We start from the raw sequence: 22,052 nt of genomic DNA on the forward strand, positions 1-22,052 counted from the left end.
GCGATAAGGACGGCCCCCGTCTTCGAGGTGGTGCAGGCCCTCCCTTCCCACAGGTGGGATCCCCACCTTCCGGTGACCGCGGGCCTTGTCGTTCCGGCGATGCGTTCATCGGCCCCTCGTCCCTACGTCTGCCGCAATCACCGGTGTCCTAAGAGTCCGCACGGGTCAAAAGTCGGTATGGGGTGGTCCGTCACCGCATCATTTGTGGGACCTTTCGGCGCCGAACCCTTGGGGCACGGTGAGGATTCGTGACAGGATGTCCGATAGTGGTCTAGACCGGATAGGAGCAGTGCCTCGTGCCCGACAACCCCCGCAACTCCCCCGTCTCCCTCATCCCCCGACCCGTCGAGGTCACCACCGACGGGCCGGAGGGCCTGGTACTCGACACCGACACCCACATCTCCGCGGATCAGGCCGCCGGCCCGACCTTGGCCTGGCTGCGGCGTGAACTCGGCACCGCGACCGGTCTCCCCCTGGCCGTCGGTCACGAGCAGGACGCACGGATCCGACTGAGTGTGGACCCCACCGCCGGTCTGGGCGAGGAGGGCTACCGGTTGATCGTGGACGCCGCGGGCGCCATCGTCGTCGGCCACGACCCCGCCGGTGTCTTCTACGGGGCGCAGACCCTGCGCCAACTCCTGCCCGTCGACGCCTATCGCGACGCACCCGTGGGCGAGGCCGCCGGTAGGTGGAGACTGCCCTGCGTGCGCGTCACCGACTCCCCCCGCTTCCGCTGGCGCGGGGCCATGCTCGACATCGCGCGGCACTTCGTGCCCAAACGCGAGATCCTCCGGTTCGTCGACCTCCTCGCGATGCACAAACTCAACGTGCTGCATCTGCACCTGACCGACGACCAGGGCTGGCGGGTCGAGATCCGCCGCTACCCGAAGCTGACCGAGAAGGGTTCCTGGCGCACCGAGAGCCAGGTCGGCATGACCAGACCGCCGGTGTTCGACGGGCGCCCGCACGGCGGTTTCCTCACCCAGGACGACATCCGCGAGATCGTCGCCTACGCCGCCGCGCGACACATCATGGTGGTCCCGGAGATCGACGTGCCCGGCCACTCCCAGGCCGCCATCCACGCCTACCCCGAGCTGGGCGAGGTCGGCGAGATCCCGGTGGGGACCCGATGGGGCATCTTCGACGAGGTCCTGGCCGTCACCGACCACGTGATCGAGTTCTACGAGAACGTCTTCGACGAGCTCATCGAACTGTTCCCGAGCCCCTACATCCACGTGGGCGGGGACGAGTGCCCCAAGACCCAGTGGAAGAACAGCGAGTCCGCCCAACAACGCATCCGCGAGGAGGGATTGGCCGACGAGGACGAGCTGCAGAGCTGGTTCATCCGGCGACTCGACGCCCACCTCACCGAGCGCGGCCGTCGTCTGCTGGGCTGGGACGAGATCCTCGAAGGAGGACTCGCGCCGGGCGCGACCGTGCTCTCCTGGCGGGGCGAGGAGGGCGGCGTCGAAGCCGCCCGCTCCGGACACGACGTCATCATGGCCCCCACCGCCACCTCCTACCTGGACTACAAGCAGTCCGAGAGCCCGGACGAGCCGGTGCCGGTGGGCACCCTGCTACGGGTGGAGGACGTGTACGCGGGCGACCCCGTGCCGGCCGACCTCACCGAGAAGGAGGCCGAGCACGTCCTGGGCGCCCAGGTGAACCTGTGGACCGAGCACATCGACACGCCCCGACGTCTGGACTACATGGTCTTCCCCCGCCTGTCGGCGTTCGCGGAGAAGGTGTGGTCGACCAACGAGCGCGACTACGCCGAGTTCGAGCCGCGGCTGCTGCACCACCTCGGCCGCTTGGACGCCGCGGGCGTGGAGTACCGCCCGATGGACGGACCCCGCCCCTGGCACGGACGCCCGGGCGTCCAGGGCTGGGGCTGACGAGCCCTCCGTGGGCCCTCGCGCCGGTGGATGCGCGAGGGCCTTATCCCGGCCCCCGGACGTTGCTCCCCAAGCCACCGATCCTCCGTCCGGTGCCGCTGCGCCACGGGGGTCGCCCGTTCGGGTCCGGAGAGCCCGGGTTTGTTTCAACACAGTGCGAGAGGAGTCGAGCCGCTAGCGAGGAACGAGCGTCAAGCGTGGACGACGATGCCGTGTCGCTTGAAACCCGAATCCCTCTGCAAAGGCCCCGAACACCCGACAAGGCTGCGCCGTAGGCGTCCGTTGAGGGTTGCTGGCGGGCGACGGGTGGGACGAAGCGCCGGCGGAGGCCCCTAAAAATACGTAGCGGTCGCCTCGACCACCCGATCGTCGTCATCGACCACCGGGATCACCTGCCATCGGTCGAAGGCCGTGCAGGGGTGGGAGACGCCGAAGGAGAACAGGTCACCCGGGCGCACCCCCAACCCCTTCGGAACGCTCAGGTAGGCGTGGTGGTCGTTGAGGTCGAACACCTCCACCCCCTCGGCCGGGACCTCGGTGCCGTCGGTGCGGCGCAGTGTCCGAGGGATCGGGAACCCCTGGTCGTGGTTGGCCTCCCGGCGGCCCATGCCGGCGATCGCCAGTCCCTCCTGCGGGGTCGAGGTGACCTGCGCCCACAGTTCGAGGGCGCCCGAGAGGCTCTCGGGTCCCTCGGGAAGCCGGTTGTAGGGCGTGGTGCGCAGGTACAGGCCGTCGTCGTGTGCGGCGTAGGCGCCGCTACGCAGGATCGGCAGCACGTCCTCGCGCCCGCCCAGCGTTTCCGCGACCAGGTCGAACCAGGCGCTGCCGCCCACCGAGAGCATCGGACGCCTCGGTCCGTGCGCATCGGCCAGCGCGGCGGCGTCACCGAGGAGGTCGTCGAGGAAACCGCGTACGCCCGCGGCGTCGCCCAGCGGCCCTTCGTAACCGGCGATCCCGGCCACGTCCAGCCCCGGGGCGCTCGCCACCTCGCGGGCGACGGCCAGCACCTCCTCTCGTGTCCGGCATCCGGTACGTCCATCCGGCACACCGCGCTCGATCAGCACCCGGATCGGTCGTGCCCCCTCGCGCGGTGTGGCGTGGGGAGCGATGGCCTGGGAGGCGACGGCGACGCCCTCCGGGGAATCGACGTAGAAGAGGAACTCGAAGTCGGGGTCGGAGTCGAGCTCGGCGGCCGCCCAGCGCAACACCTTCGGGTCGAGCAGTTCGTTGGCGAGCAGGATCCGGCGCACCCCGAAACGGCGGAAGACCAGCACCTGGTTCGCGGTGGCGGCGGTGATCCCCCAAGCGCCCGCGTCGAGCTGGCGCCGGGTGATCAGGGGTGACATGGCGGTCTTGCCGTGCGGGGCGAACAGCAATCCGCGCTCGCGAGTGAAGTCCGCGAGCGCGGCGACGTTGCGATCCAGGGCCGAGGCGCGCAGCACCATCAGCGGCCAGGTGAACGGGCCGTCGAAGAGATGGTCCTTGCGGGCGACGAACTCGTCGAGGGTGACGGGTTCCCCCGGCCACCACAGACCCTTGGTGCGCCAGTCGACGTATTCGGTGGGGATGGTCAGCCGTTCACTCACGTGGTCTCCGCTCCGTGGCCGGGCCCGGTGTCGGACGGTGCTCACCGTCCGACACCGGCGGGTTCGTCACCGATCATCCCATCGGTGAACCCTCCCAGGAAGGTTCAGGACGCGAGCTCCACGGACTCTTCGGAGCCTTCGGATTCCTCGTCGGCGGCCAGGTCGGCGCGGCCCTCCAGGAACTCCGCGATGGCCCGCTGCCCGGTCTCGGGGAAGTCGGTGATGAAACCGTCCACACCCATCTCCAGGACGTGCCACATCCCGTCGGCCTCGTTGATCGTGTACGGCATGATCTCCAACCCGGCGCTCTGGACGGCCGCGACGTAGTCGGCGTCGATGGACTCGTGGTCGGGGTTGATCATCTGCGCCCAGTCGTAGTCGGCGATTCGATCCTTCGGGACCTGTCCGAGCAGGCCGTGCGGCACGGACGGCAGCAGGCTCTTGGAGTGTTCGGTGGACTCCCAGTCGAAGCTCTGTACGACGAGTCGATGGGGTTCGTCGGGCGCGTTGGGCACCAGCCAGTACGGGCTGCGCGCCAGTTCGACGGAGATCTGGTGCTCGATCCCCGGGTACAGGGAGGGTTCCTTGACCTCTAGGAGCAGGTTCATCTCGTGCTCTTGGAGCCGGTCGAGGGCCTCGCGCAGGGTCGGGACGGGTTCACCGGCGAACTCCTGGTCGAAGGCGGAACCGGCGTCGAGGCGCTCGATCTCCTCCAGGGTGAAGTCTCCGACGTCGTAGGGCGCCCGGTCGGGGAACACCTCGGTGACGTCGGTGGTGCGCTCCAACGTGGTGTCGTGCATGAGCACGATCTCCTCGTCGGAGGTGAGCTGGACGTCGATCTCCACGGTCTCCGCGCCGAGCCGGTGCCCCTCGTCGATGGCGGCGAGCGTGTTCTCCGGCGCGGTGCCGGCGGCTCCTCGGTGGGCGACGGCGATGAGCGGGCGCGTCGGCGCGGTCTGCTGTGGTGGGGTGGCCGTGCCCTGCTGGACGCGCTGTACTTCGATCGGCTCGTGATCGCTTCCCACGAGCGTGGACGGGGCCGCGAGCGTCGGGCTCGCGAGGACGGACATCGAGAACGTGACTGCTCCGACAACGAAACCGATGCGCTGGTGCACCGGGCCTCCCATGTACGCGTGGATTGGCCGACTGCCCCCCTCAGAGTGAGCGCGTTTGGTGACCGGTCGGTGACCGTACGCGGAGCAGTCGGTGATCCGTGGCCCATCTTCTGGTGGACTGCACCAGCGGACCAACGAATCTCGCCCTATGTATGCATTTGGCTACTTCATGTCCGATTTTTGACCACGAACACCCTCGATAACTACCGAGAGTCCTGAAATCATCACCCGTAGTAGTCGACGGGAAGGAACTCCCATGCGCAAGCACCACACGAGGTGGGTCGCGCTGTTCAGTGCCGCCGCCATCTCCACGTCGGGTCTGGTGGGCCTCGCCGGCCCGGCCGCGGCGGACGACAAGGAAACCGAGGCGCTCAGCTGGCCCGTGGTCAGTCAAGGAGTCTCCTCCTACAGCCTCGACGGACACCGGATCGCCTACCTGCCGCCGGGTCTGGACCGGTACGGGATCAACGCCGCCTCCACCACCGACCGCCAGGGCAACAGCCGCTCGCAGCTCTCATGGGTCCGGGGGCCCGACCAGCTCTACGGCCGGGTCTCGGTGCTGCGTTCGGAGGATCTCCAGGAACTCGAAGACCTCAGGGGCAGTCGGTACAGCCACCTCGCGGATTCGAGCCTGGAGGAACTCCCCGAGAGCGAGGGGTTCGAGCACGGCGCCTACCTGTCCGAGGAGACCGGCGACCTGTTCTGGCTGGCGAGCCCGGGTGTCGCGGTCACCACGCATCTCCAGCCCGACCGCTGGGAGAGCGACGAACTGATCCGGATGGCCGAGTCGGTCTCCGCGGTGACGGACCCAGAGCCGGCGGAGGGCGAGGCCGAGGAGGTTCCCGAGGACGAGACTCCCGAGAACGAGACTCCAGAAGACGAAGCCCCCGCGGATGAAACCACCGAGGACGAGGCTCCGGAAGAGGACGCTCCCGAGGAGGACGCTCCCGAGGAGGAGACCCCCACGGACGGCGTGGCCCCGGAGACACCCGAGGACGAGGCGCCCGAAGAGGGGGCCACCGAAGAGGACGTCATCGAAGAGGGCGCCGAGGAGGAGGAAACCACCGAAGAGGCCCCGGTCGACGAGGTCGCCGACGAGACCCCGGCCGAGGACACGGAAGAGGCCCAGGAGGCCGACCTGCCCGCGGCCCCCACCTCCCGTGAGGTCAAGACCTGCCTGGTCGAGCACTTCGTGGACTTCGAGTCCGCCTCCACCGTCCTGGACCAGGAGCAGATGGCCCCGAGCAGCCAGGAGTTCGTCGAGCGGGCCGTGGGCGAGGGCGACCTCGACGACGCCGAACTCGACCGCCTGCTGGCCACGGTCTGGTACTACGGCGACGAGGCCGACAAGGTCGCCGCGACCGACGCCTGCGCCGAGAACCTCGGCATGGGACGCGACGAGGTCGAGGACGGTCTCTCCGAGGTCTCGGGCCTGATCGGCGAGCTGGTCGCGGAGGCCAACGAGGCCATGACCGGAGCGGTCGACGAGGTCGAGAAGGCCGCCTCCGCCGACGTCGAGGACCCCGTCGACGCCCAGGAGTGGGAGGAGCTGTGGGACTCCCTGCCGTGGAGCATCCCCGCCGAGGACTCCTGACGGAGCGCGCCCCTTGAGCGGGGCGACGCGCGGCGCGCGTAGCCGAGGCTCGCAGCCACGGATACGACCCGGGGTCGGTGCCCGCGTCCACCGGCCCCGGGTTTTTTCGGCCCGCACACATCCCGGATGACCTTGGAACGAAATCCGGGTAGCCCCTTTCCCGCCACCCCTCGTGACCCGACCCGCCGGTTCACACCCCGCAGATCCCGCGTGTGAGCACCCCGAACCCACGCCGGCACCGTGTGTGGCGCACCGATCACCCTGGGGCCACCTTCCTCGCCGACTCTCGGCAACGAAGGAAAAGAAACCCGAAATCGAGGCCCTTGGCCCCGAATCACCCGAACTCCCGACATTCGTGGCCTGCCATGCTGTACCGTCACCCACGTTCGACCGACGTCTCCACTCGATGGCACGACCCCCGTCGCGGTGTGCACCCCCGCCGTGCCCCTCCCGGCCCGGACCCACCCCGCCTTCCCTTCCGCAGGAGGACGAACGCATGCCCGGATTCACCACACGACCTCAGCTGCGCGGCGACTTCGGCATGGTCGCCTCCACGCACTGGCTGGCCAGCGCCGCCGGCATGTCCGTCCTCGAACGCGGTGGCAACGCCTTCGACGCGGCGGTGGCCACCGGCTTCACCCTGCAGGTCGTCGAGCCCCACCTGAACGGTCCGGGCGGCGAGGTTCCGGTGATCTTCCAGGCCGTGGGCAGCGCGCCGCGGGTGCTGTGCGGTCAAGGCGTGTCCCCCGCCGCCGCGAGCATCGAGGCGTTCGCCGGAATGGATCGCATCCCCGGCAGCGGAGTCCTGGCCGCCACCGTCCCCGGGGCCTTCGACGCCTGGATGCTGCTGCTGCGCGACCACGGCACCATGTCGGTCCGCCAGGTCCTCGAACACGCCGTCGGCCTGGCCGAGCGCGGCTACCCCGTCCTGCCCCGCATCGCGTCCGTGATCGAGAACCTGAGTCCGGTCTTCGCCGAGCACTGGGCGGGTTCGGCCGGCGTGTACCTGCCGTACGGCGTCGCCCCCGCCGCCGGTTCCCGGCTGCGCAACCCGGCCCTGGCCGCCACCTACCGGCGGATCGTCGAGGACGCCGAGCGGGGAGGCGGTGACCGCGAGGCGCAGATCGAGACGGCCCGCCGCTCCTGGGCCCAGGGTTTCGTCGCCGAGGCCGTGGGCGCCTTCCTCGCCTCGCCCGTCCCCAATGGCCGCGGAGAGCCCGAGCAGGGGCTGCTGACCGCCGCCGACATGGCCGACTGGAGCGCCCACTACGAGGACACCGCCACCGTCACCCACGGCACCCACACGGTGCACAAGACCGGCCCCTGGGGTCAGGGGCCCGCCATGTTGCAGCAACTCCGACTGGCCGAGGCGCTCGGCGTGGACGCCGACCTGCGCCGGGACGGGGTCTTCGGCGCGGACGCCGGTGTCGACGCCGACTTCGTGCACCGGGTCACCGAGAGCGCCAAGCTCACCTTCGCCGACCGTGAGGCCTGGTACGGCGATCCCGACCACATCGACGTGCCCCTCAAGGAACTCCTGAGCCCGGCCTACGCCGCCGAACGCGCCCGGATCGTCGACGACGCCCGTGTCGCCATGGATCTGCGCCCCGGCGCGCCCGGTGGTCGTTCCCCCTTCGTCCCGCCTCTGTTCCTGATCGACGACACCCCCGGGGACCGCACCACCGGTGAGCCGACCGTGCGCGACACCCCCGGTATCGCCCCCTCCGACCAGCGCGGGGACACCTGCCACCTCGACGTGGTGGACGCCGAGGGGAACATGGTCTCGGCGACGCCGAGCGGCGGATGGCTGAGCAGCTCTCCCGTCATCCCCGACCTCGGCTTCCCCTTGGGTACCCGCGCGCAGATGTTCTGGCTCGACCCGGCCTCGCCCAACGCGGCGGCCCCGCGCAGGCGCCCCCGCACCACCCTGTCGCCCACCCTGGTCACCAGGGACGATGGGCAAGCGGTCCTGGCCATCGGCACTCCCGGCGGCGACCAGCAGGACCAGTGGACGACCACCGCGCTGATGCGGATCCTCAACGGGGCCACCGACCTTCAGGAGGCCCTGGACACTCCGATGTTCCACACCAACGCCTTCCCCAGCTCCTTCCACCCGAGGGAGACGCTGCCCGGCGACCTGGTGGTCGAGCCGGGTGTGGGCGAGGAGACCATCGCGGAGCTGCGTCGACGCGGTCACACGGTGCGGGTCGTGGAGCCGTGGTCGCTGGGTCGACTCGCGGCCGTGGCCCGCGACCCGGAGACCGGTGAACTGCGCGCCGCCGCCGACGCCCGAGGGGGCCAGGGATACGCCGCAGGACGTTGATCGCCTGATCGGAGGTGGTCGGGGCGGCTTCGCCCGGACCCGGAGGTCACCCCTGGCATCGAAGGCAGACGAAAGCGCACGGAATTCGTACATGATTGGACGGGATGGGACTTAGGGCACCGTTGCACCACCATGCGCGCCTTGATCCGGCCTCTTGCCAAATCGACCGGTCACTGCTTATCTAGACCATGTGCGGGGCGCGCTCCCGGACGATCGGTCGAGTGCGCCACGACAACTCCATACCACCCGACAGGGTCGGTTTCGCTGTCTCCCCCTCCCTCAGCGACGGCCCTGTTCCCCCTCCAGACCGAGATCTGCCTTCCCCTCCCGGCGGTTCTTCGGACTCGGAGAGCGATGGGCCGTGCTGTCACCGGTTCGGTGGCACCACGGCCCACCGTCATTCTCGCCATCGGTGCGGTCGAATCGGTTTCAGGCAGCGAAGACCCGGCCGGGCTCGGGCCCGACCGGGTCGGCGTTCACTCCTCCCACCGCCAAAGGGCGCGGACTCAGGCGTGGACTCGCACCGCGCCCGCGTAGTCGTTGGTCCGGACCGACGTGACGCGCACGTTCAGGCCTGTGCGCGGAGCCTCCAACATCTGTCCGTCGCCCAGGTAGATGGCCACGTGCGAAATGTAGTCGGGAGCGGTCGGGTCCGAACGCCAGAACAGCAGGTCGCCGCGTTCGAGGTCGTCCCACTCCACCTTGCTGCCGGCGTTCCACTGGTCGTGGGTGACCCGGGGGATCGACACCCCCGCCTCCTGGAAGGCCCACTGGAGCAGACCGGAGCAGTCGAAGCCGACGTCGGGGGTGGTGCCGCCCCAGACGTAGGGAACGCCCAACTGCGTCTCGGCGTTGGCGATGACCTGTTCGACGACCGTGGTCGGCACGGCCTCGCCGTCGTCGAGGGGTTCGGGGACGTCGGCGATCAGCTGGAGCTGGGCGTCCTCGCCGAGGGCCTCTTCCAGGGCCTCGTGCAACTCCCACAGGTCGGCGTCGGCCGCCGAGATCACCAGGGCGTTGCCCTCGGGCATGCCGAGTTCCCGGGCCTGGTCACGGGAGACGAGGGCGTCGATCCCGGCGATACCGGAGGTGGCGTGCGTCCACACCTCCATGGGGACCTCACCGTTGCCTCCGGCGACGGTGACCTCGCCACCGACCTCGAGTTCGCGTTCCTTGCCCACGTCGTTGGACAGAGCGATGTGGCCCTCCGCGATGCCCTGCCAGATCTCGTCGGACTCGGCGGAGGGTTCGGGGGCGTGGTTGCGGAAGGTGGAGGGCTGCACGCCCATCATCGACGTGGCCTCGCCGTCGACCTCCACGCGCGCGGCGTCGACGGTCAGGACGTGGTCGACACCGTCGATGCCACGGACCTCGTCGACGACCTCGGAGGACAGCGTCTCAGGGGCGACGGCGAGGTACTCGACCGAACGCGCTTCACGGAAGGGAGCGACGTAGGTGTCGCGGCGGAGTTCGTCGACGTCCGCGATGTCGGGGGAGGCCGCCGACGTGGTGTCGTCGCCGCGCGAACCGTCCTGTTGGGCTCGGGGGCGGGACCCACTGGGCTCCGCGTCGGTGGGGGGTGCCACGTCGTGGGCCGACTGGTCGGCGAGGGAGGGACGTTCCTCGACCACGGGTTCGGCCATCGCGGGGGTCGCCCCGAAGGCGGTGAAGGCGACCGCGAAAGCGGCCGTTGTTCCCGCACATGTTCTGAGCCGTTTCCGCACGGGGGGTCATCACCCTTTCTGTGACCGCGGCGGGGGGTGACCGCTGCGGCGCACGGCCTTTGGTTGCGTGTACCGATCCAAGAATGGGCGCACAGGGGTTTGTTTGCAAGAAGTCCACGCCGTCCGATATCGGACGGCTACCTTTCCGCCGAATGACCGTTTCCTGAACGAGTGTCGCCTTCGCTTCTGGTCAGGGTCGGTCGTATCGATCCGTCACGGACAGGTCGAGCGGGAAACGGACCGGGGAATCACCGAAGAGGACTTCTCGGGTGCGGGTCTCGGCCCTACGGACGGCCCGGACGGTCTCTTCGGCCAGGTCATCGGGCACGTGCAGGACCACTTCGTCATGCACGAAGAAGACGATCCCGCCGCCCTCCGGCATGTCCGGAAGATGGTCTCGTAGCTCTTGGCGCAGCGCCGCCAACAGGACCAACGCCCATTCTGCGGCGGTGGCCTGCACGACGAAGTTGCGGGTGAAGCGGCCGTGGGCGCGCCTTCGACGGTCGCCGTCCGGCGCGGCGACCGTGGCCGCCCAACCGCGCGGTGGCGGGGAGGTGCGCCCCAACCAGGAACGGACGATGCCGCCGCCCTCGCCGGTGCGCGCCGCGGCGTCGACGTGGTCCAAGGCCCGGGGGTAGAGGCGGCGCATCGTGGCGAGCAGGGGCGCGGCGTCGCCGGAGGTCTGCCCGTACATGGCGGCGAGCAGGCCGATCTTGGCTCGTTCTCGGTCGCCGCCCACCTGGTCGGCCAGGCCCGCGTACAGGTCCTCCTCGGCCGCGGCCTCCGCGAGGGCGTCGTCGTGGGAGAGCGCGGCCAGGACACGTGGTTCCAGTTGGCCCGCGTCGGCGCGCACCAGCACCCAACCGGGGTCGGAACGCACCGCGCCACGGACCGCCTTGGGGATCTGAAGGGCGCCGCCGCCCCTGGTGGCCCACCGGCCGGAGACGACTCCGCCGACCACGTAGTCGGGTTGGAAGCGCCCTGGTCGCGGGCCCTCTCCCTCCGTCTTGAGTTCCCTGACCCAGGTCTCCAGCCAGGTCCACCCGTTGGCCGAGTACAGCCGGGCGAGTTCCTTGTACCGCAGCAGCAGGGGCACGACGGGGTGGTCGACGCGTTCCAGCACCCAGGAGCGGGTGGACTCGACCGGGTGTCCGATCCACGCCATGGCCCGTGTGACCTGGGCCGGAGAGTCGGGGTTGACGTCGTGTCCGACCACTTCGCCGATCCGTGCGGCCAACTCGGCCAGGACACGCGGACGCCCTCCGCCGGTCGGTCGGGGGCCGAGGACCTCGGTGAGGATCCGGTCGTGTTCGTCGGGGCGCCAGGGCAGTCCGTCGTGGCTCATCTCCACCGCGGCCAGGGCCCCGGCCGACTCCACCGCCACCAGAAGGGAGAAGCGATCGGGGGCGAACAGCGCATCGATGCGTTCACCCTGGTCGCGGTGGACCTCCACGAGGGCGTCGAGCCGGTCGGTGCCCGGCGGCAGGGTGGACCGGTCCGCCTCGAACAGGGCGGGCTGGGCCGCGGCGCCCTCCCCCAGGGGGCGAACGGGGTCGTCGGGCACCGGAAGGTCGCGCAATCGCGCCCAGGCGGCCCCCAGCGAGTGGGGTTCGTAGTGGCGGGCGGCGTGGCCCAGCAGCAGTGCCTCGGTGTGTTCGACGTCGTGGCAGCGACGCACCCGTACCCCGGCCCGGACCAGTTCGGGGTAGATGTCCTCGGTGCGGGCCCAGACCCAGCGCGGGGGTTGCGGGGAACCCGTCTCGATCTCACGGATCTCGGCGACGAGGTCGGCCACGCGTCGGACGGGCCCGGCCGGTGAGGAGCCGTCGAGTTCTCTCAACCGGCCGCCGCCCTCCCCGTCTGCGACCACCGCGATCCGCATACCCACATTCTCCCCCGCGGGTATGACGATCGGACGGATCCACGCGTGTTCGTTCGTGGCCGTTTCCGGGGAGGGCGTGGTCCGGTGCCGTCTCCGCTAACGGCCGGGACGGACGACGTTGGCCAGGGGCTCCCCCGCGGCCCAACGGCCCAGTTGGGCGTCCATGAACGCGCGTGCCCGCGGGTAGAACGCGGTCGAACCACCCGCCACGTGCGGGGTGAAGTACACGCCGGGCGCCTCCCAGAGCGGGTGGTCGACGGGCGGCGGTTCGGGGTCGGTGACGTCCAGGGCGGCGCGCACCCGGCCGTTCTGGGCGAGCAGGGCATCGGTGTCGAGTACGGCGCCACGACCCACGTTGACCACGAGCGCGTCGTCACGCAGCAGGGCGAACTCACTGGCGCCGAACAGACCCCGGGTGGCCTCGTTGAGCGGGGTGACCAGCACGACGATGTCGACCCCCGGCAGGAGCGCGGGCAGTTCGTCGACGCCGTGGACGTCCTCCTCCGGGCGCGGGCGGCTCGCCACCCGCACCACCTCGGTCTCGAACGGCAGCAGCCGTCGTTCGATCGCCCTACCGATGCTGCCGTAGCCGAGGATCATCACCCGGGAGTCGGCCAGTGACCGTTGGGGCGCGGGAGCCCACCGGTGTTCGCGCTGGTCGATGGCCCATCGAGGCAGTTCGCGCTGGGCGGCGAGGACGAGCGCGAGCGCGTGTTCGGCGGTGCTGGCGTCGTGCAGCCCCCGACCGTTGCACAGGGTGACGTGGTCGGGAATCAGTCCCAGCACCTGGTCGTAGCCGGCGGAGACCAATTGTAGGACGCGCAGCCGCGGCATCCGGCCGATGATCTCCAGCCGTTCGTCCACTCCCTGGGTGGAAGGGGCGTAGGGCACCTGGTAGAAGGTGACCTCGTTCAGTTCCGCCGGTGCCGGTCCTCCCGCGTAGAGATCGACGTGGAGTCCGTCGGGCGCGTTGTCCCGGTTCTGCCCCCACTGCACCAGTGCTCGGCCGCCCATGTCGTGCGTCCTCCCTGCCGTGGCCGTCCGTGTCAGGCGCCACCCTAGACGCTCAGGGGTTCAGCGGGTGCGTCCGAGCTCGTAACAGGCGATGGCGGCGGCCGCGGTGACGTTGAGGGAGTCGACGTCACGGTCGGTCATCGGGATGTGCACGCGTGAGGTGGCCCGTTCCAACCAGCGCGAGGACAACCCGTCGCCCTCGGTCCCCAAGAGCAGCCCCACCTTGGCGTCGGGCGCGAGGCGGTCCATCGCCTCGCTCATCGGCAGGGACCCCTCCCCCGGAGTGAGCGCCATGAGGTCGAAGCCGGACTCGCGCAGGGTGTCCAGCCCGCCATGCCAGTCGTCCATGCGGGTGTAGGGCAGGGTGAAGACCGCGCCCATGGATACCTTCACCGAACGTCGGTACAGCGGGTCCGCGCAGCGGGGCGCGAGGACGACAGCGTCCACCCCCAGCCCGGCGGCGCTGCGGAAGATCGCGCCGACGTTGGTGTGGTCGACCAGGTCCTCCAACACCACGATGGAGCGCGCCTGGGCGAGCACCTCGCTCGGCTCCGGCAGGGGTTTGCGGTGGTAGGCGGCCAGGGCGCCGCGGTGCAGGTCGAACCCGACGAGGCGTTCGGCGGTCTCCTCGCTGACGACGTACAGCGGCGCCTCGGTCGCGGCCACGACGTCGTCGAGGGCCTCGGCCCGTCGTTCGGTCAGCAGGAAGCTGCGCGGCGTGTACCCGGCGGTGGCGGCGCGGCGGATCACCTTGTCGCCCTCGGCCATGAACAGGCCGTGTTCGGCCTCCAGGTGACGGCGCAGGTTGACGTCGCGCAGACGGGTGTAGTCGGCCAGGCGCGGGTCGGTGGGGTCACTGACCCTGATGACGTCCATGGTCACCGATTATCGCGCCTATCGCTCGGTCTCGAACCGTTCGGTGAGGGGGATCAGGCGCTGCCAGCGGGCCTCCTCGCAGGAGCCGCGGCGTGTCAGGGAGGTGTCGATCTCGCGCCCCTCCCAAACGCCCTCGATACCGGCCTGCTGGGGGCCGTAGACCTTGTCGGTGCACACGGTGCCGTCGCTGATCTCGGCGAAGAGCGGATGGCCCACGGGCTTCTCGGAACCCTCGGACTCGGCGTCCTCTTCCTCGGCGGGGGACTCGGTGATGGTGGGGTCCTCGGCCATTCCGGCGGCGACCTCGGCCATCGCGGTGCAGGCCGCCGGGTCCTCGGCCAGGTCCCCGGTGCACTCCAGCGTCTGTACCCAGGCGTGGTGGCGGTCGGTGACCTGTATCCGCAACGTTCCGGTCGGGCCGGAGAGCACGGGCTCCTCGGTGTCCGGCTCGATGACGCTGCTCAGTACCTCGGGGCTGGTCGCGTTGGTGGCCTCCACGTCCTGGGGCGGCAGCATCGATGGGCCCACGAACACGGCGTAGGTCACCGCACCGGCGCAGCAGGCACCGGCGAGGATCATGGAGCCGAGGTTGCCTCGGTTCCGTCGGTCACTGTGCGAATGGGACATGCCAAAACCCTCGGGGGTCGAATGGTCGCGGGGGCGTCCACGCGGGCCGGGCCCCGTCCTGGTGGGGCTTGCGCCGATCGGACGTCAAGTATCGGTCAAGCGAATACCGGGGGCCAATGGTAGCGGGGAGTCGGGAGTACATCTGGAGGAGCGCCGTAACGAAGCGGTCAAGGAGCACGATGTTCCGGTATCGATGTGAGCGGCACCACCCCCGCCCTTCCACTCGCGCATTACCTGCCAGTAAGGTCCGGGGAAGGGATCGTTCGTTTCGCGGCCTACGGTCGTCCTTGCACACATTAGGACGCAGCCCGCGCGAGAACGGTTCACCCCACGAACCTTCCGCGGGTGCCGGGAACCGCACCCGGCGACCGCCACACGAGCCGGCCCCGGGCGACCGGGCGCCGGACGACCAGTCCCACCCCCGGAGTGCCCGTGTCCACTGGACGCCATCGACTTCCCTCCCCGGCCGTCACCACCTCACGCAAGGCGGTGCGGTCGCCGATGGGGATCACCGCGATCACCGTCGCCTCCATCGCCGTCGCGGCCATCGCCGTCCCGGTCGGCATGAACGTCCTCGGTTGCGGCGACACCCGTTACCTACGGGTGTCCACGACCCAGAGCGTCGCTCCCGTGCTGCGCGAGGCCGCCACGGAGTTCAACTCCGACGAACCACGCTACGGAGACGTGTGCGTGTACGCGCAGGTCGACGAGATCGCCCCGCACCGGATCATGGACGCCCTTTCCGGCAACCAACTGGGCGAATCGAGCATCACCCCGCATGTGTGGATCCCCGAGTCCTCGGCCTGGGTGGAACTGGCCCGCGTGTCGGCGGGCGGCGCGCACGGCATCGAGACCGACCCGCCCTCACTGGCCAATTCCCCCGTGGTTCTGGCCGCCCCACCGGACACCGAGGGCATGCCCGACCAGGACGAGGCCGACTGGACCATGCTGTTGCCCGGGGAACGCGACCCCGACCGGCCCGTGGTGATGGTCGACCCCAACCGCGGCGCCGACGGCATGACGGTGATGCACGCGATCCGTGAACACCTGGGCACCGGCGACGACGCCGACACCGCCATGACCGACTTCGTCCGCGAGGTCCAGATGGACTCGGCCTTCGGTGAACTGGACCTGACCACGGTGTTCACCGGTTCGGCCGCCGCACAGGACCGGCAGGACCCGATCATCGCGGTGCCCGAACAGGCAGTGGTCTCCTACAACCTGCGCCGCGCCGACTCCGCGCCCGAGTTGCGGGCCCACTACGTCCAGGACGGCACCGTCGGCATGGACTACCCCTATGTGACCGTCACCGAGGAATCCGCGCTCCAGTCTGCCGCCGCCGACCTCTACCAGGTGGTCGGCGCCGACGCCTATCGCGGTCGCCTGCGCGAGCTGGGTTTTCGTGATCCGAACGGTGAGGCGTCCTCGGTGCTGGCCGCCCAGCCCGGCATCGAGGCGGCGGTCCCGCCCACGCACGAGAAGCTGACCGGCGACGCCCTACTGGCCTCGGTCACCGACTGGAACCGGCTGTCGATGCCCAGCCGCACGCTGGTGCTGGCCGACGCCTCCCAGAACATGTCCGAGGACCTCAACGGCGGCCCCGCGCGGATCGAGGTCGCCAAGCAGGCCGCGCTCCTGGGCCTGTCGCTGTTCCCGGACGAGACCGACATGGGCCTGTGGCTGATGTCCGACCGATACGGCGAGAGCGGTCGTGAGGAGGCCGCGAAGCTGCACCCGTTGGGTCAGGCCGACGATGGGGACGTGACGCGCCGCCAGGAGATGACCGCGGTCGCCGAGGACCTGGAGACACAGGGCGGTGACTCGCGCCTGTACGACAACATCCTGGCCGCCTACGACGAGGTGCAGGACGACTACCACGAGGACAAGATCAACAGCGTCATCCTGCTGACCGCCGGTCAGGACGAGGGTTCCAGCGAGGTCTCCCACGACGAGCTGGTGGCCGCCCTACAGGACCGTTTCGACCCGGAACGCCCGGTCACGATGTTCATCATCGGCTTCGGTGACCAGGCCGAGGAGCAGGAACTGGCGCAGATCGCGCGGGCCACGAGCGGTTCGTCGTTCGTCACCGAGGACCCGGCGGAGATCGGCGACTTCTTCCTCAGCTCGATCTCGCGCCGCCTGTGCGTGCCCGACTGCGACAACTGATCGGTCGGTCTGGTGGTCGGCGATCGGGCATCCGGCGCGTCGAACGGCCACGCCGACACCGATGGTCTCGATTGAATATCGGAATCGCATTTCGGTCGGGCCGGTTCCCGAGTGACCTCGGGGGCCGACCCGATCGGATTCCCCAAGGTGACCGCCGCTACGCCCCGGTTTCCCACCACGGGGCCATGCCCCGTCCCCCTACCGGGGAGCCGGCCCCCATTCACTCGGTCTGGGGCTTTGAGTACGGTTCCCACCAGTAACACTCATACGTTCGTCTCGCCCCGAGTCGAACCGGTACTTACGGATTCACCCGTACCACCCATCCCCGTACCCGATCATCCCCCTGTACGAGATCCGTCCGTACACCACCCCGTGAGGAAAGCTGTGGGACGTCACCGCGGAAGATACGCAGAAGAACCCTCCGGCCGGAGCAGGCGCCGTCGTGGCCGTGGCGGGGCGTTCGTCGCTCTGGCCGCCGCGATGGTGATCGTCGTCGGTCTCGCCGTGGCGGGCGTGTACATGTTCGGCAAGCAGGGCGGCTGCGGCGGTTCCGACATCGAACTGGACATCGCGGTCAGCCCCGAACTGGGCCCCGCCCTGACCGACGTCGCGAGCGACTTCAACGCCGAGGAACACGACGTCGACGGCCATTGTGTGCGCGCCGAGGTGCGCCAGGTCGACTCGGCCAACGTCGCCTACGGCATCACCGGCTCCGGCGCGACCATGGGCGACACCGACTCCGACGTGTGGATCCCCGACTCCTCGCTGTGGAGCCGTCTGGTGCAGAGCCAGGCCGGCGACGCCGTCATCACCGAGACCGGCACTTCCGTCGCCCGCACCCCGTTGGTCCTGGCCGAGCTCGCCCGGTTCGCGGAGTCCGACGAAGAGCCCACCACCTGGTCCGACGTGGTCCCCACCGCCGCACCCGGTGAGGAGAGCGGTCGCACCGTCCGCGTGGTCGACCCGGTCCGCAGCTCCAGCGGCCTGGGCACCCTCTACCTGTTGCAGGGGGCGCTGGAGGAATCCAGCCCTGACGCGGACACCTTCAACGCTCACATGACCGCGGCCCTACAGTCCCTGCACCAGGGCGCGTCCGCCGACGAGGACGCCGCGTTCCTCGCGCTGAGCGGCGGTACGGAAAGCTCCCCGCCCGTCATGGTGATGTCGGAGCAGGCGGTGTGGCGCTACAACGCCGCCCACGGCGACAACCCGGCCCAGCCCGGCTACCTGGACGACGGCACCTACTTCCTCGACTTCCCGTACATCGTGCGCAGCGAGGAGACCGACATCACCCGCGCCGCCGAGGTGTTCCGCACCGCGGTGCGCTCCGACGAGGCCCAGCAGCGCCTGCTCGACGAGGGGTTCCGCGGCGCCGAGGGCCAGGCCGAACCCTCGGTGCTGTCCACCGACGCCGGGTTCGCCGAGGAGGAGCCGGCCGAGCTGGCCGCCCCCTCGGACGGTTCCATCACCGACCTGACCCGCTCCTGGACCCAGATGAAGATGGACTCGCGGGTCCTCACCATCGTGGACGTCTCCGGTTCGATGCTGGCCGAGGTGCCCGGGACCGGACTGACCCGTATGCAGGTGACCGCCGCGGCCTCCTCCGAGGGTCTACAGATGTTCACCGAGACCTCCGAGCTGGGTCTGTGGGAGTTCTCCACCAACGTCAACGACGGCCTCCACTACCAGGAGCTCGCCCCCGTCCGGGAACTACAGGCCACCGACGACAGCGGCAACACGCACCGCGACGTGATCGGCTCCTCCCTACAGAACCTGCGACCACTGCCGGACGGCGACACGGCGCTGTACGAGACCTACCTGGCCGCCTACCAGGAGATGTCCACCAACTACCAGCCGAACAGCACCAACGTCATCCTGATGCTCACCGACGGGGACAACGACAACCCCGGCGGCATGGAGCTGGAGGAACTGCTGGAGCAGATCAACGAGCTGTCCAGCCCCTCCCGGCCGATCCCGATCATCACGATCGCCTTCGGCCCGGACGTCCAGCACCTGGAGCCGCTGCAACAGATCGCCGCGGCCACCGGCGGCGCCGCGTACATGACCGAGGACCCGACGGAGATCGGTGACATCTTCCTACAGGCGTTCTCGCTGCGGATCGCCGAGGAGAGCGAGCAAGGGACGGAGTGACCCGGGCGCCTCGGGGCGCGAACGGGGTCCGGGCCGGGCCGTGGTGGAGACCGCGGCCCGGCCCCTTCGCCTTGTCCGGTGGTGGCCCCGACGCGGAGCCGACGTGGGCTCGGTCGTCGTGGTCCGACCACAACCGTTCCAGGCCGTCCCTTACCTGGCTTTCCAGTGTTCAGTAGCACTTCCGGGTTCTGCACGGACGTCTGTGTCCCCCGGGTTCGGTGCTCGGAACGGAAGGTGACATGAACCTAACCGGACACCGAAGGGCTATGGACTTCTCACCCTCGGTGGCGTACCACGGATAGACCTGGATCCGGGCCGCCGCAGGCCCTCTCGCCCCGGATCCCCAGGCACGACGAGCAGTACGACCGAATGGGAGTGCCATGGCGAAGGCGTGGATGCCCGGTGCCGAGAGGATCGACGGCGGGCCCGCCCACACGGTGAAGGGGGCCGGGGCCCCGCGAGCGGTCTGGACGGTGACCGGCAGCGATCCGGGCGTGTGGTCGGCGGCCGAGGAGGCACGGCGACTGATCCAGGAGGGCCGGACCACGCACCTGGTGTGGAACCCGGTGAGCGGGCGGGTCGTCCAGCTGCTCGCCGCCACCCGCCGGGCGGGGATGGCGCTGGGCGGCACCGCGATCTTCGGCCGCCACCTGGACCACGGAGACGAGGGGCGCGTGTGCCTCGTGGTGGCGGTGGTGGGCACGAGGGAGCGGCCCTTCACCGACGGTCCCATGACGGGCCTGTCCACGCTCCTGGAGTGGCTGGACTCCTGGGGCGTGTCCCGGACCTGGCCGGCCGGACCTCCCGGACGCACGGGCGTCGGGGGCGGGGCCACGGTCGAGGCGGCGGTGCGGTGTTGGTCCCGGGGCGGCCACTTCGGCCACGACCAGGTACCGGGTTCGGTCGCTCACGCTCCCGGGCCCGTCTCCGTCGGTCGGCTGCTCTCCGGTGGTGGTTCCGGGGCGTCCGGCGGGCAGGGGGCGCCCCCGTTCCCGAAGGGTTCGGTGAGGCCTCGCTCGCACCAGGAGCCACAACCCTCGGTGACTATATAGATACTTTCAGCGAGGCCGCGAACCCCCGATTCCCCACCTTCTCGGAGAAACGGATACCACTGGTCAAGTACGGCTCCGAAACCCCTTAGTCTGTCGCCCATGGGTGGATCTATCGAGCCGGGTTGGTACGCGGACCCGCAGGGTGACGCACAGACACTCAGATGGTGGAACGGCGAGGGGTGGACGCGGCATACCCGTTCACTGAGTGAGCTCCAGGGCGGCGCCGATGGCTCCGACGGGGAACCCGCCACCACCTACCTGGGCGGACAGGACGGGGGCACCGCTCCCACGGATGACGAAGAGGCGGGCACGGTCCGGCTGGGTTCGCCGGCGCCGTCGCCCGCTCCGATCGAAGACGAACCGAGCACCATGCGGATCGATCCCTCATGGGCTCGGCAGGCCTCCCCCACACCCGGGCCCCCCGCCGGGTCCGACGACGACCAGGGCACCGTCCGGATCGACCCCTCCTGGCAGGAGTCGGCCGCCACCCCCACGCCGCCCCCGACCGTCGGTGACGAACCGAGCACCATGCGGATCGACCCGTCCTGGAGTCGGGACGAGGACGACGAGGCCACCGCGGACCTCGGTGGCGCCGCCCGAGACCTCAGAGACGGCGCACCGGTCGACGCCCCGGGTGGTGACACCGGCGCGACCATCCGGGTCGACCCTTCCGACCTGCCCCGAACCGGTGAGGACGGGCTTCCCACCGCGGACCTGACCGGCGACGAGACGCCCACGGCCGACCTCGGGAGCGGTGGTGGCGTCGGCGAGGCACCGCGCACCGCCGTGTTCGACCCCGACGAGATCGGCACCGGCGGGGCCGGCGACGCTCCCCGCACGGCCGTCTTCAACCCGGACGAGGCCGGCGAGGCACCGCGCACCGCGGTGTTCGACCCCGGGGCCGGAGCGCCTGCCCCCGGCGGTACCGCCGTCTTCGACCCCAACGACCCGATGTTCTCCGGCGGCGTCGAACAGGGTTCCGGCGAATCCGAGGACGACAAGGGCGGCAAGTTCAACAAGTTCCTCGGCAACCTCAAGGAAGGCTGGGCCGACCTTTCCGAGGAGCGCAAGGAACAGCGCCGCCAGGCCGAGGAAGAGGCCGCCAAGAAGCGCGAGGAGGAGCGGGTCCGCAAGGAGGCCGAGGCCCAGAAGCAGGCCGAGGAGGCTCGACAGCGGGCCGAGGAGGAGCGTGAGCGCGCCGAAGAGGCCGCCAAGAACGCTCCCCCCGTTCCCCCGGGCACACCGCCCGGCACCCCCGGCGCCCCTGGTGAGGCCGAAACCCCCGGCCACCCCGGAACTCCCGGAACCCCGGGCGCGCCCGCGGGGACTCCGCCCGCGGAGTGGACCCCACAGAACCCGGGTCAGCCCCGGCCCGGCGCCCAACAGCCGCCTTCGGGACCCCAGCCGGGACACGCCCCCGCCGCCCCGCCACCCGGCGTCTTCCCCGGTCAGCAGCCGCCGTCCGGCGCCCAGCAGGCCCCCTCGGGTGCTCAGCAGATCCCCCACCGCCCCCCGTCGGGACCCAACAACCCCCCTCCAGGTTTCCCGCCTCCGGGATATCCGCCCCAGGGACCGCCCCCTCACCAGCAGTACGGCCGGCCGCCCCAGCATTTCGGTCCGCCTCCCGGACAGCCCCCGATGCCACAGCACGGTCGTCCCCCACAAGGTTACGGTCCGCCTCCCGGTCAGCCCCCGATGGGCGGCGCCCCAGGTGGCCCGGGGCGGCCTCCCGGCCACGGTGGGCCTCCCCCGAGTGGTCCGCAGTGGGGTCACAACCCTCCGCCCGGTCCGCACGGCAACCCGTACGGCCGACCGCCGCAGCAGAAAAAGAAGAAGAGCTGCTGCGGGTGCGGCTGCTTCTTCCTGGCACTGATCATCCTGGTCGTCGTGGTTCTGGGCTACCTGCAGTTCTGGGACGTGTGGGACTGGATGTACGCCATCTTCGACCTCGGCAACCCTCCGGGGATGTCCGACCCGTTCGTCTGGGACTGACCGGAGCGAACGGCTTTGGATGAAACGTGCGCGGGGTGTCGGGTCACGGGACCCG

General features: G+C 70.2%; 14 protein-coding genes. 7 read left to right on the top strand and 7 right to left on the bottom strand.

Features of this window, described 5'->3' with window-relative positions:
• The first annotated feature begins 296 nt into the window (after nt 1-296).
• Complete coding sequence (locus NLI01S_RS14870; RefSeq protein WP_067604779.1) at nt 297-1,895, top strand: beta-N-acetylhexosaminidase; 1,599 nt, start codon at nt 297-299, stop codon at nt 1,893-1,895.
• A 332-nt stretch (nt 1,896-2,227) separates the two neighbouring features.
• Here NLI01S_RS14870 and NLI01S_RS14875 read toward each other — a convergent pair whose 3' ends face one another.
• A complete protein-coding gene (locus tag NLI01S_RS14875) occupies nt 2,228-3,481 on the bottom strand; it encodes an alanine racemase (protein ID WP_067604781.1) in 1,254 nt (417 codons plus the stop codon).
• 104 nt (nt 3,482-3,585) lie between these two features.
• Entirely contained in the window at nt 3,586-4,551 is a 966-nt protein-coding gene (locus tag NLI01S_RS14880) for a glycerophosphodiester phosphodiesterase (RefSeq protein WP_223809251.1), read from the bottom strand.
• 301 nt (nt 4,552-4,852) lie between these two features.
• Between NLI01S_RS14880 and NLI01S_RS14885 the strand changes: the two genes are divergently transcribed.
• Together NLI01S_RS14885 and NLI01S_RS14890 are read left to right on the top strand one after the other, a co-directional pair.
• Nucleotides 4,853-6,190 carry a hypothetical protein gene (locus NLI01S_RS14885; RefSeq protein WP_067604785.1) on the top strand — a complete coding sequence of 446 codons (1,338 nt, stop codon included), beginning with the start codon at nt 4,853-4,855 and terminating at the stop codon, nt 6,188-6,190.
• Between the two features lie 496 nt (nt 6,191-6,686).
• Nucleotides 6,687-8,513 (top strand): gamma-glutamyltransferase family protein, encoded by a 1,827-nt coding sequence (locus NLI01S_RS14890; protein ID WP_067604787.1) that lies wholly within the window; start codon nt 6,687-6,689, stop codon nt 8,511-8,513.
• 506 nt (nt 8,514-9,019) lie between these two features.
• On the opposite strand, the gene NLI01S_RS14895 is transcribed toward NLI01S_RS14890, so the two are convergent.
• The 5 genes from NLI01S_RS14895 to NLI01S_RS14915 all read right to left on the bottom strand — a co-directional run bounded on the left by NLI01S_RS14895 (nt 9,020) and on the right by NLI01S_RS14915 (nt 14,636).
• A complete protein-coding gene (locus NLI01S_RS14895) occupies nt 9,020-10,237 on the bottom strand; it encodes a C40 family peptidase (protein WP_067604790.1) in 1,218 nt (405 codons plus the stop codon).
• Between the two features lie 190 nt (nt 10,238-10,427).
• Entirely contained in the window at nt 10,428-12,119 is a 1,692-nt protein-coding gene (locus tag NLI01S_RS14900; RefSeq protein ID WP_067604792.1) for a bifunctional 3'-5' exonuclease/DNA polymerase, read from the bottom strand.
• A gap of 96 nt (nt 12,120-12,215) precedes the next feature.
• Complete coding sequence (locus NLI01S_RS14905; protein WP_067604794.1) at nt 12,216-13,133, bottom strand: 2-hydroxyacid dehydrogenase; 918 nt, start codon at nt 13,131-13,133, stop codon at nt 12,216-12,218.
• 60 nt (nt 13,134-13,193) lie between these two features.
• On the bottom strand, nt 13,194-14,009 hold the full coding sequence (locus NLI01S_RS14910) for a TrmH family RNA methyltransferase (RefSeq protein ID WP_067604849.1): 816 nt from the start codon (nt 14,007-14,009) through the stop codon (nt 13,194-13,196).
• 18 nt (nt 14,010-14,027) lie between these two features.
• Nucleotides 14,028-14,636 (bottom strand): hypothetical protein, encoded by a 609-nt coding sequence (locus tag NLI01S_RS14915; protein WP_067604796.1) that lies wholly within the window; start codon nt 14,634-14,636, stop codon nt 14,028-14,030.
• Nucleotides 14,637-15,068: 432 nt separating this feature from the next.
• On the opposite strand from NLI01S_RS14915, the gene NLI01S_RS14920 reads away from it, so the two are divergent.
• The 4 genes from NLI01S_RS14920 (at nt 15,069) to NLI01S_RS25745 (ending at nt 21,997) form a co-directional block, all read left to right on the top strand.
• Nucleotides 15,069-16,802 (top strand): substrate-binding domain-containing protein, encoded by a 1,734-nt coding sequence (locus tag NLI01S_RS14920; protein ID WP_067604801.1) that lies wholly within the window; start codon nt 15,069-15,071, stop codon nt 16,800-16,802.
• A 384-nt stretch (nt 16,803-17,186) separates the two neighbouring features.
• Complete coding sequence (locus NLI01S_RS14925) at nt 17,187-18,953, top strand: substrate-binding and VWA domain-containing protein (protein WP_067604803.1); 1,767 nt, start codon at nt 17,187-17,189, stop codon at nt 18,951-18,953.
• A gap of 380 nt (nt 18,954-19,333) precedes the next feature.
• Entirely contained in the window at nt 19,334-20,005 is a 672-nt protein-coding gene (locus tag NLI01S_RS14930) for a hypothetical protein (protein WP_067604805.1), read from the top strand.
• A 99-nt stretch (nt 20,006-20,104) separates the two neighbouring features.
• Entirely contained in the window at nt 20,105-21,997 is a 1,893-nt protein-coding gene (locus tag NLI01S_RS25745; protein ID WP_067604806.1) for a DUF2510 domain-containing protein, read from the top strand.
• Nucleotides 21,998-22,052 lie beyond the last annotated feature (55 nt).

Origin of the sequence: Nocardiopsis listeri NBRC 13360 (assembly GCF_001570765.1) — a bacterium.
Lineage (GTDB): Bacteria > Actinomycetota > Actinomycetes > Streptosporangiales > Streptosporangiaceae > Nocardiopsis > Nocardiopsis listeri.

Excerpts from the sequence above, each read along its gene's own strand:
- NLI01S_RS14880 (WP_223809251.1), bottom strand. The coding sequence starts at position 4,551 with ATGTCCGTCCTCGCGAGCCCGACGCTCGCGGCCCCGTCCACGCTCGTG.
- NLI01S_RS14885 (WP_067604785.1), top strand. The coding sequence starts at position 4,853 with ATGCGCAAGCACCACACGAGGTGGGTCGCGCTGTTCAGTGCCGCCGCC.
- NLI01S_RS14890 (WP_067604787.1), top strand. The coding sequence starts at position 6,687 with ATGCCCGGATTCACCACACGACCTCAGCTGCGCGGCGACTTCGGCATG.
- NLI01S_RS14900 (WP_067604792.1), bottom strand. The coding sequence starts at position 12,119 with ATGCGGATCGCGGTGGTCGCAGACGGGGAGGGCGGCGGCCGGTTGAGA.
- NLI01S_RS14905 (WP_067604794.1), bottom strand. The coding sequence starts at position 13,133 with ATGGGCGGCCGAGCACTGGTGCAGTGGGGGCAGAACCGGGACAACGCG.
- NLI01S_RS14910 (WP_067604849.1), bottom strand. The coding sequence starts at position 14,009 with ATGGACGTCATCAGGGTCAGTGACCCCACCGACCCGCGCCTGGCCGAC.
- NLI01S_RS14915 (WP_067604796.1), bottom strand. The coding sequence starts at position 14,636 with ATGTCCCATTCGCACAGTGACCGACGGAACCGAGGCAACCTCGGCTCC.
- NLI01S_RS14930 (WP_067604805.1), top strand. The coding sequence starts at position 19,334 with ATGGCGAAGGCGTGGATGCCCGGTGCCGAGAGGATCGACGGCGGGCCC.
- NLI01S_RS25745 (WP_067604806.1), top strand. The coding sequence starts at position 20,105 with ATGGGTGGATCTATCGAGCCGGGTTGGTACGCGGACCCGCAGGGTGAC.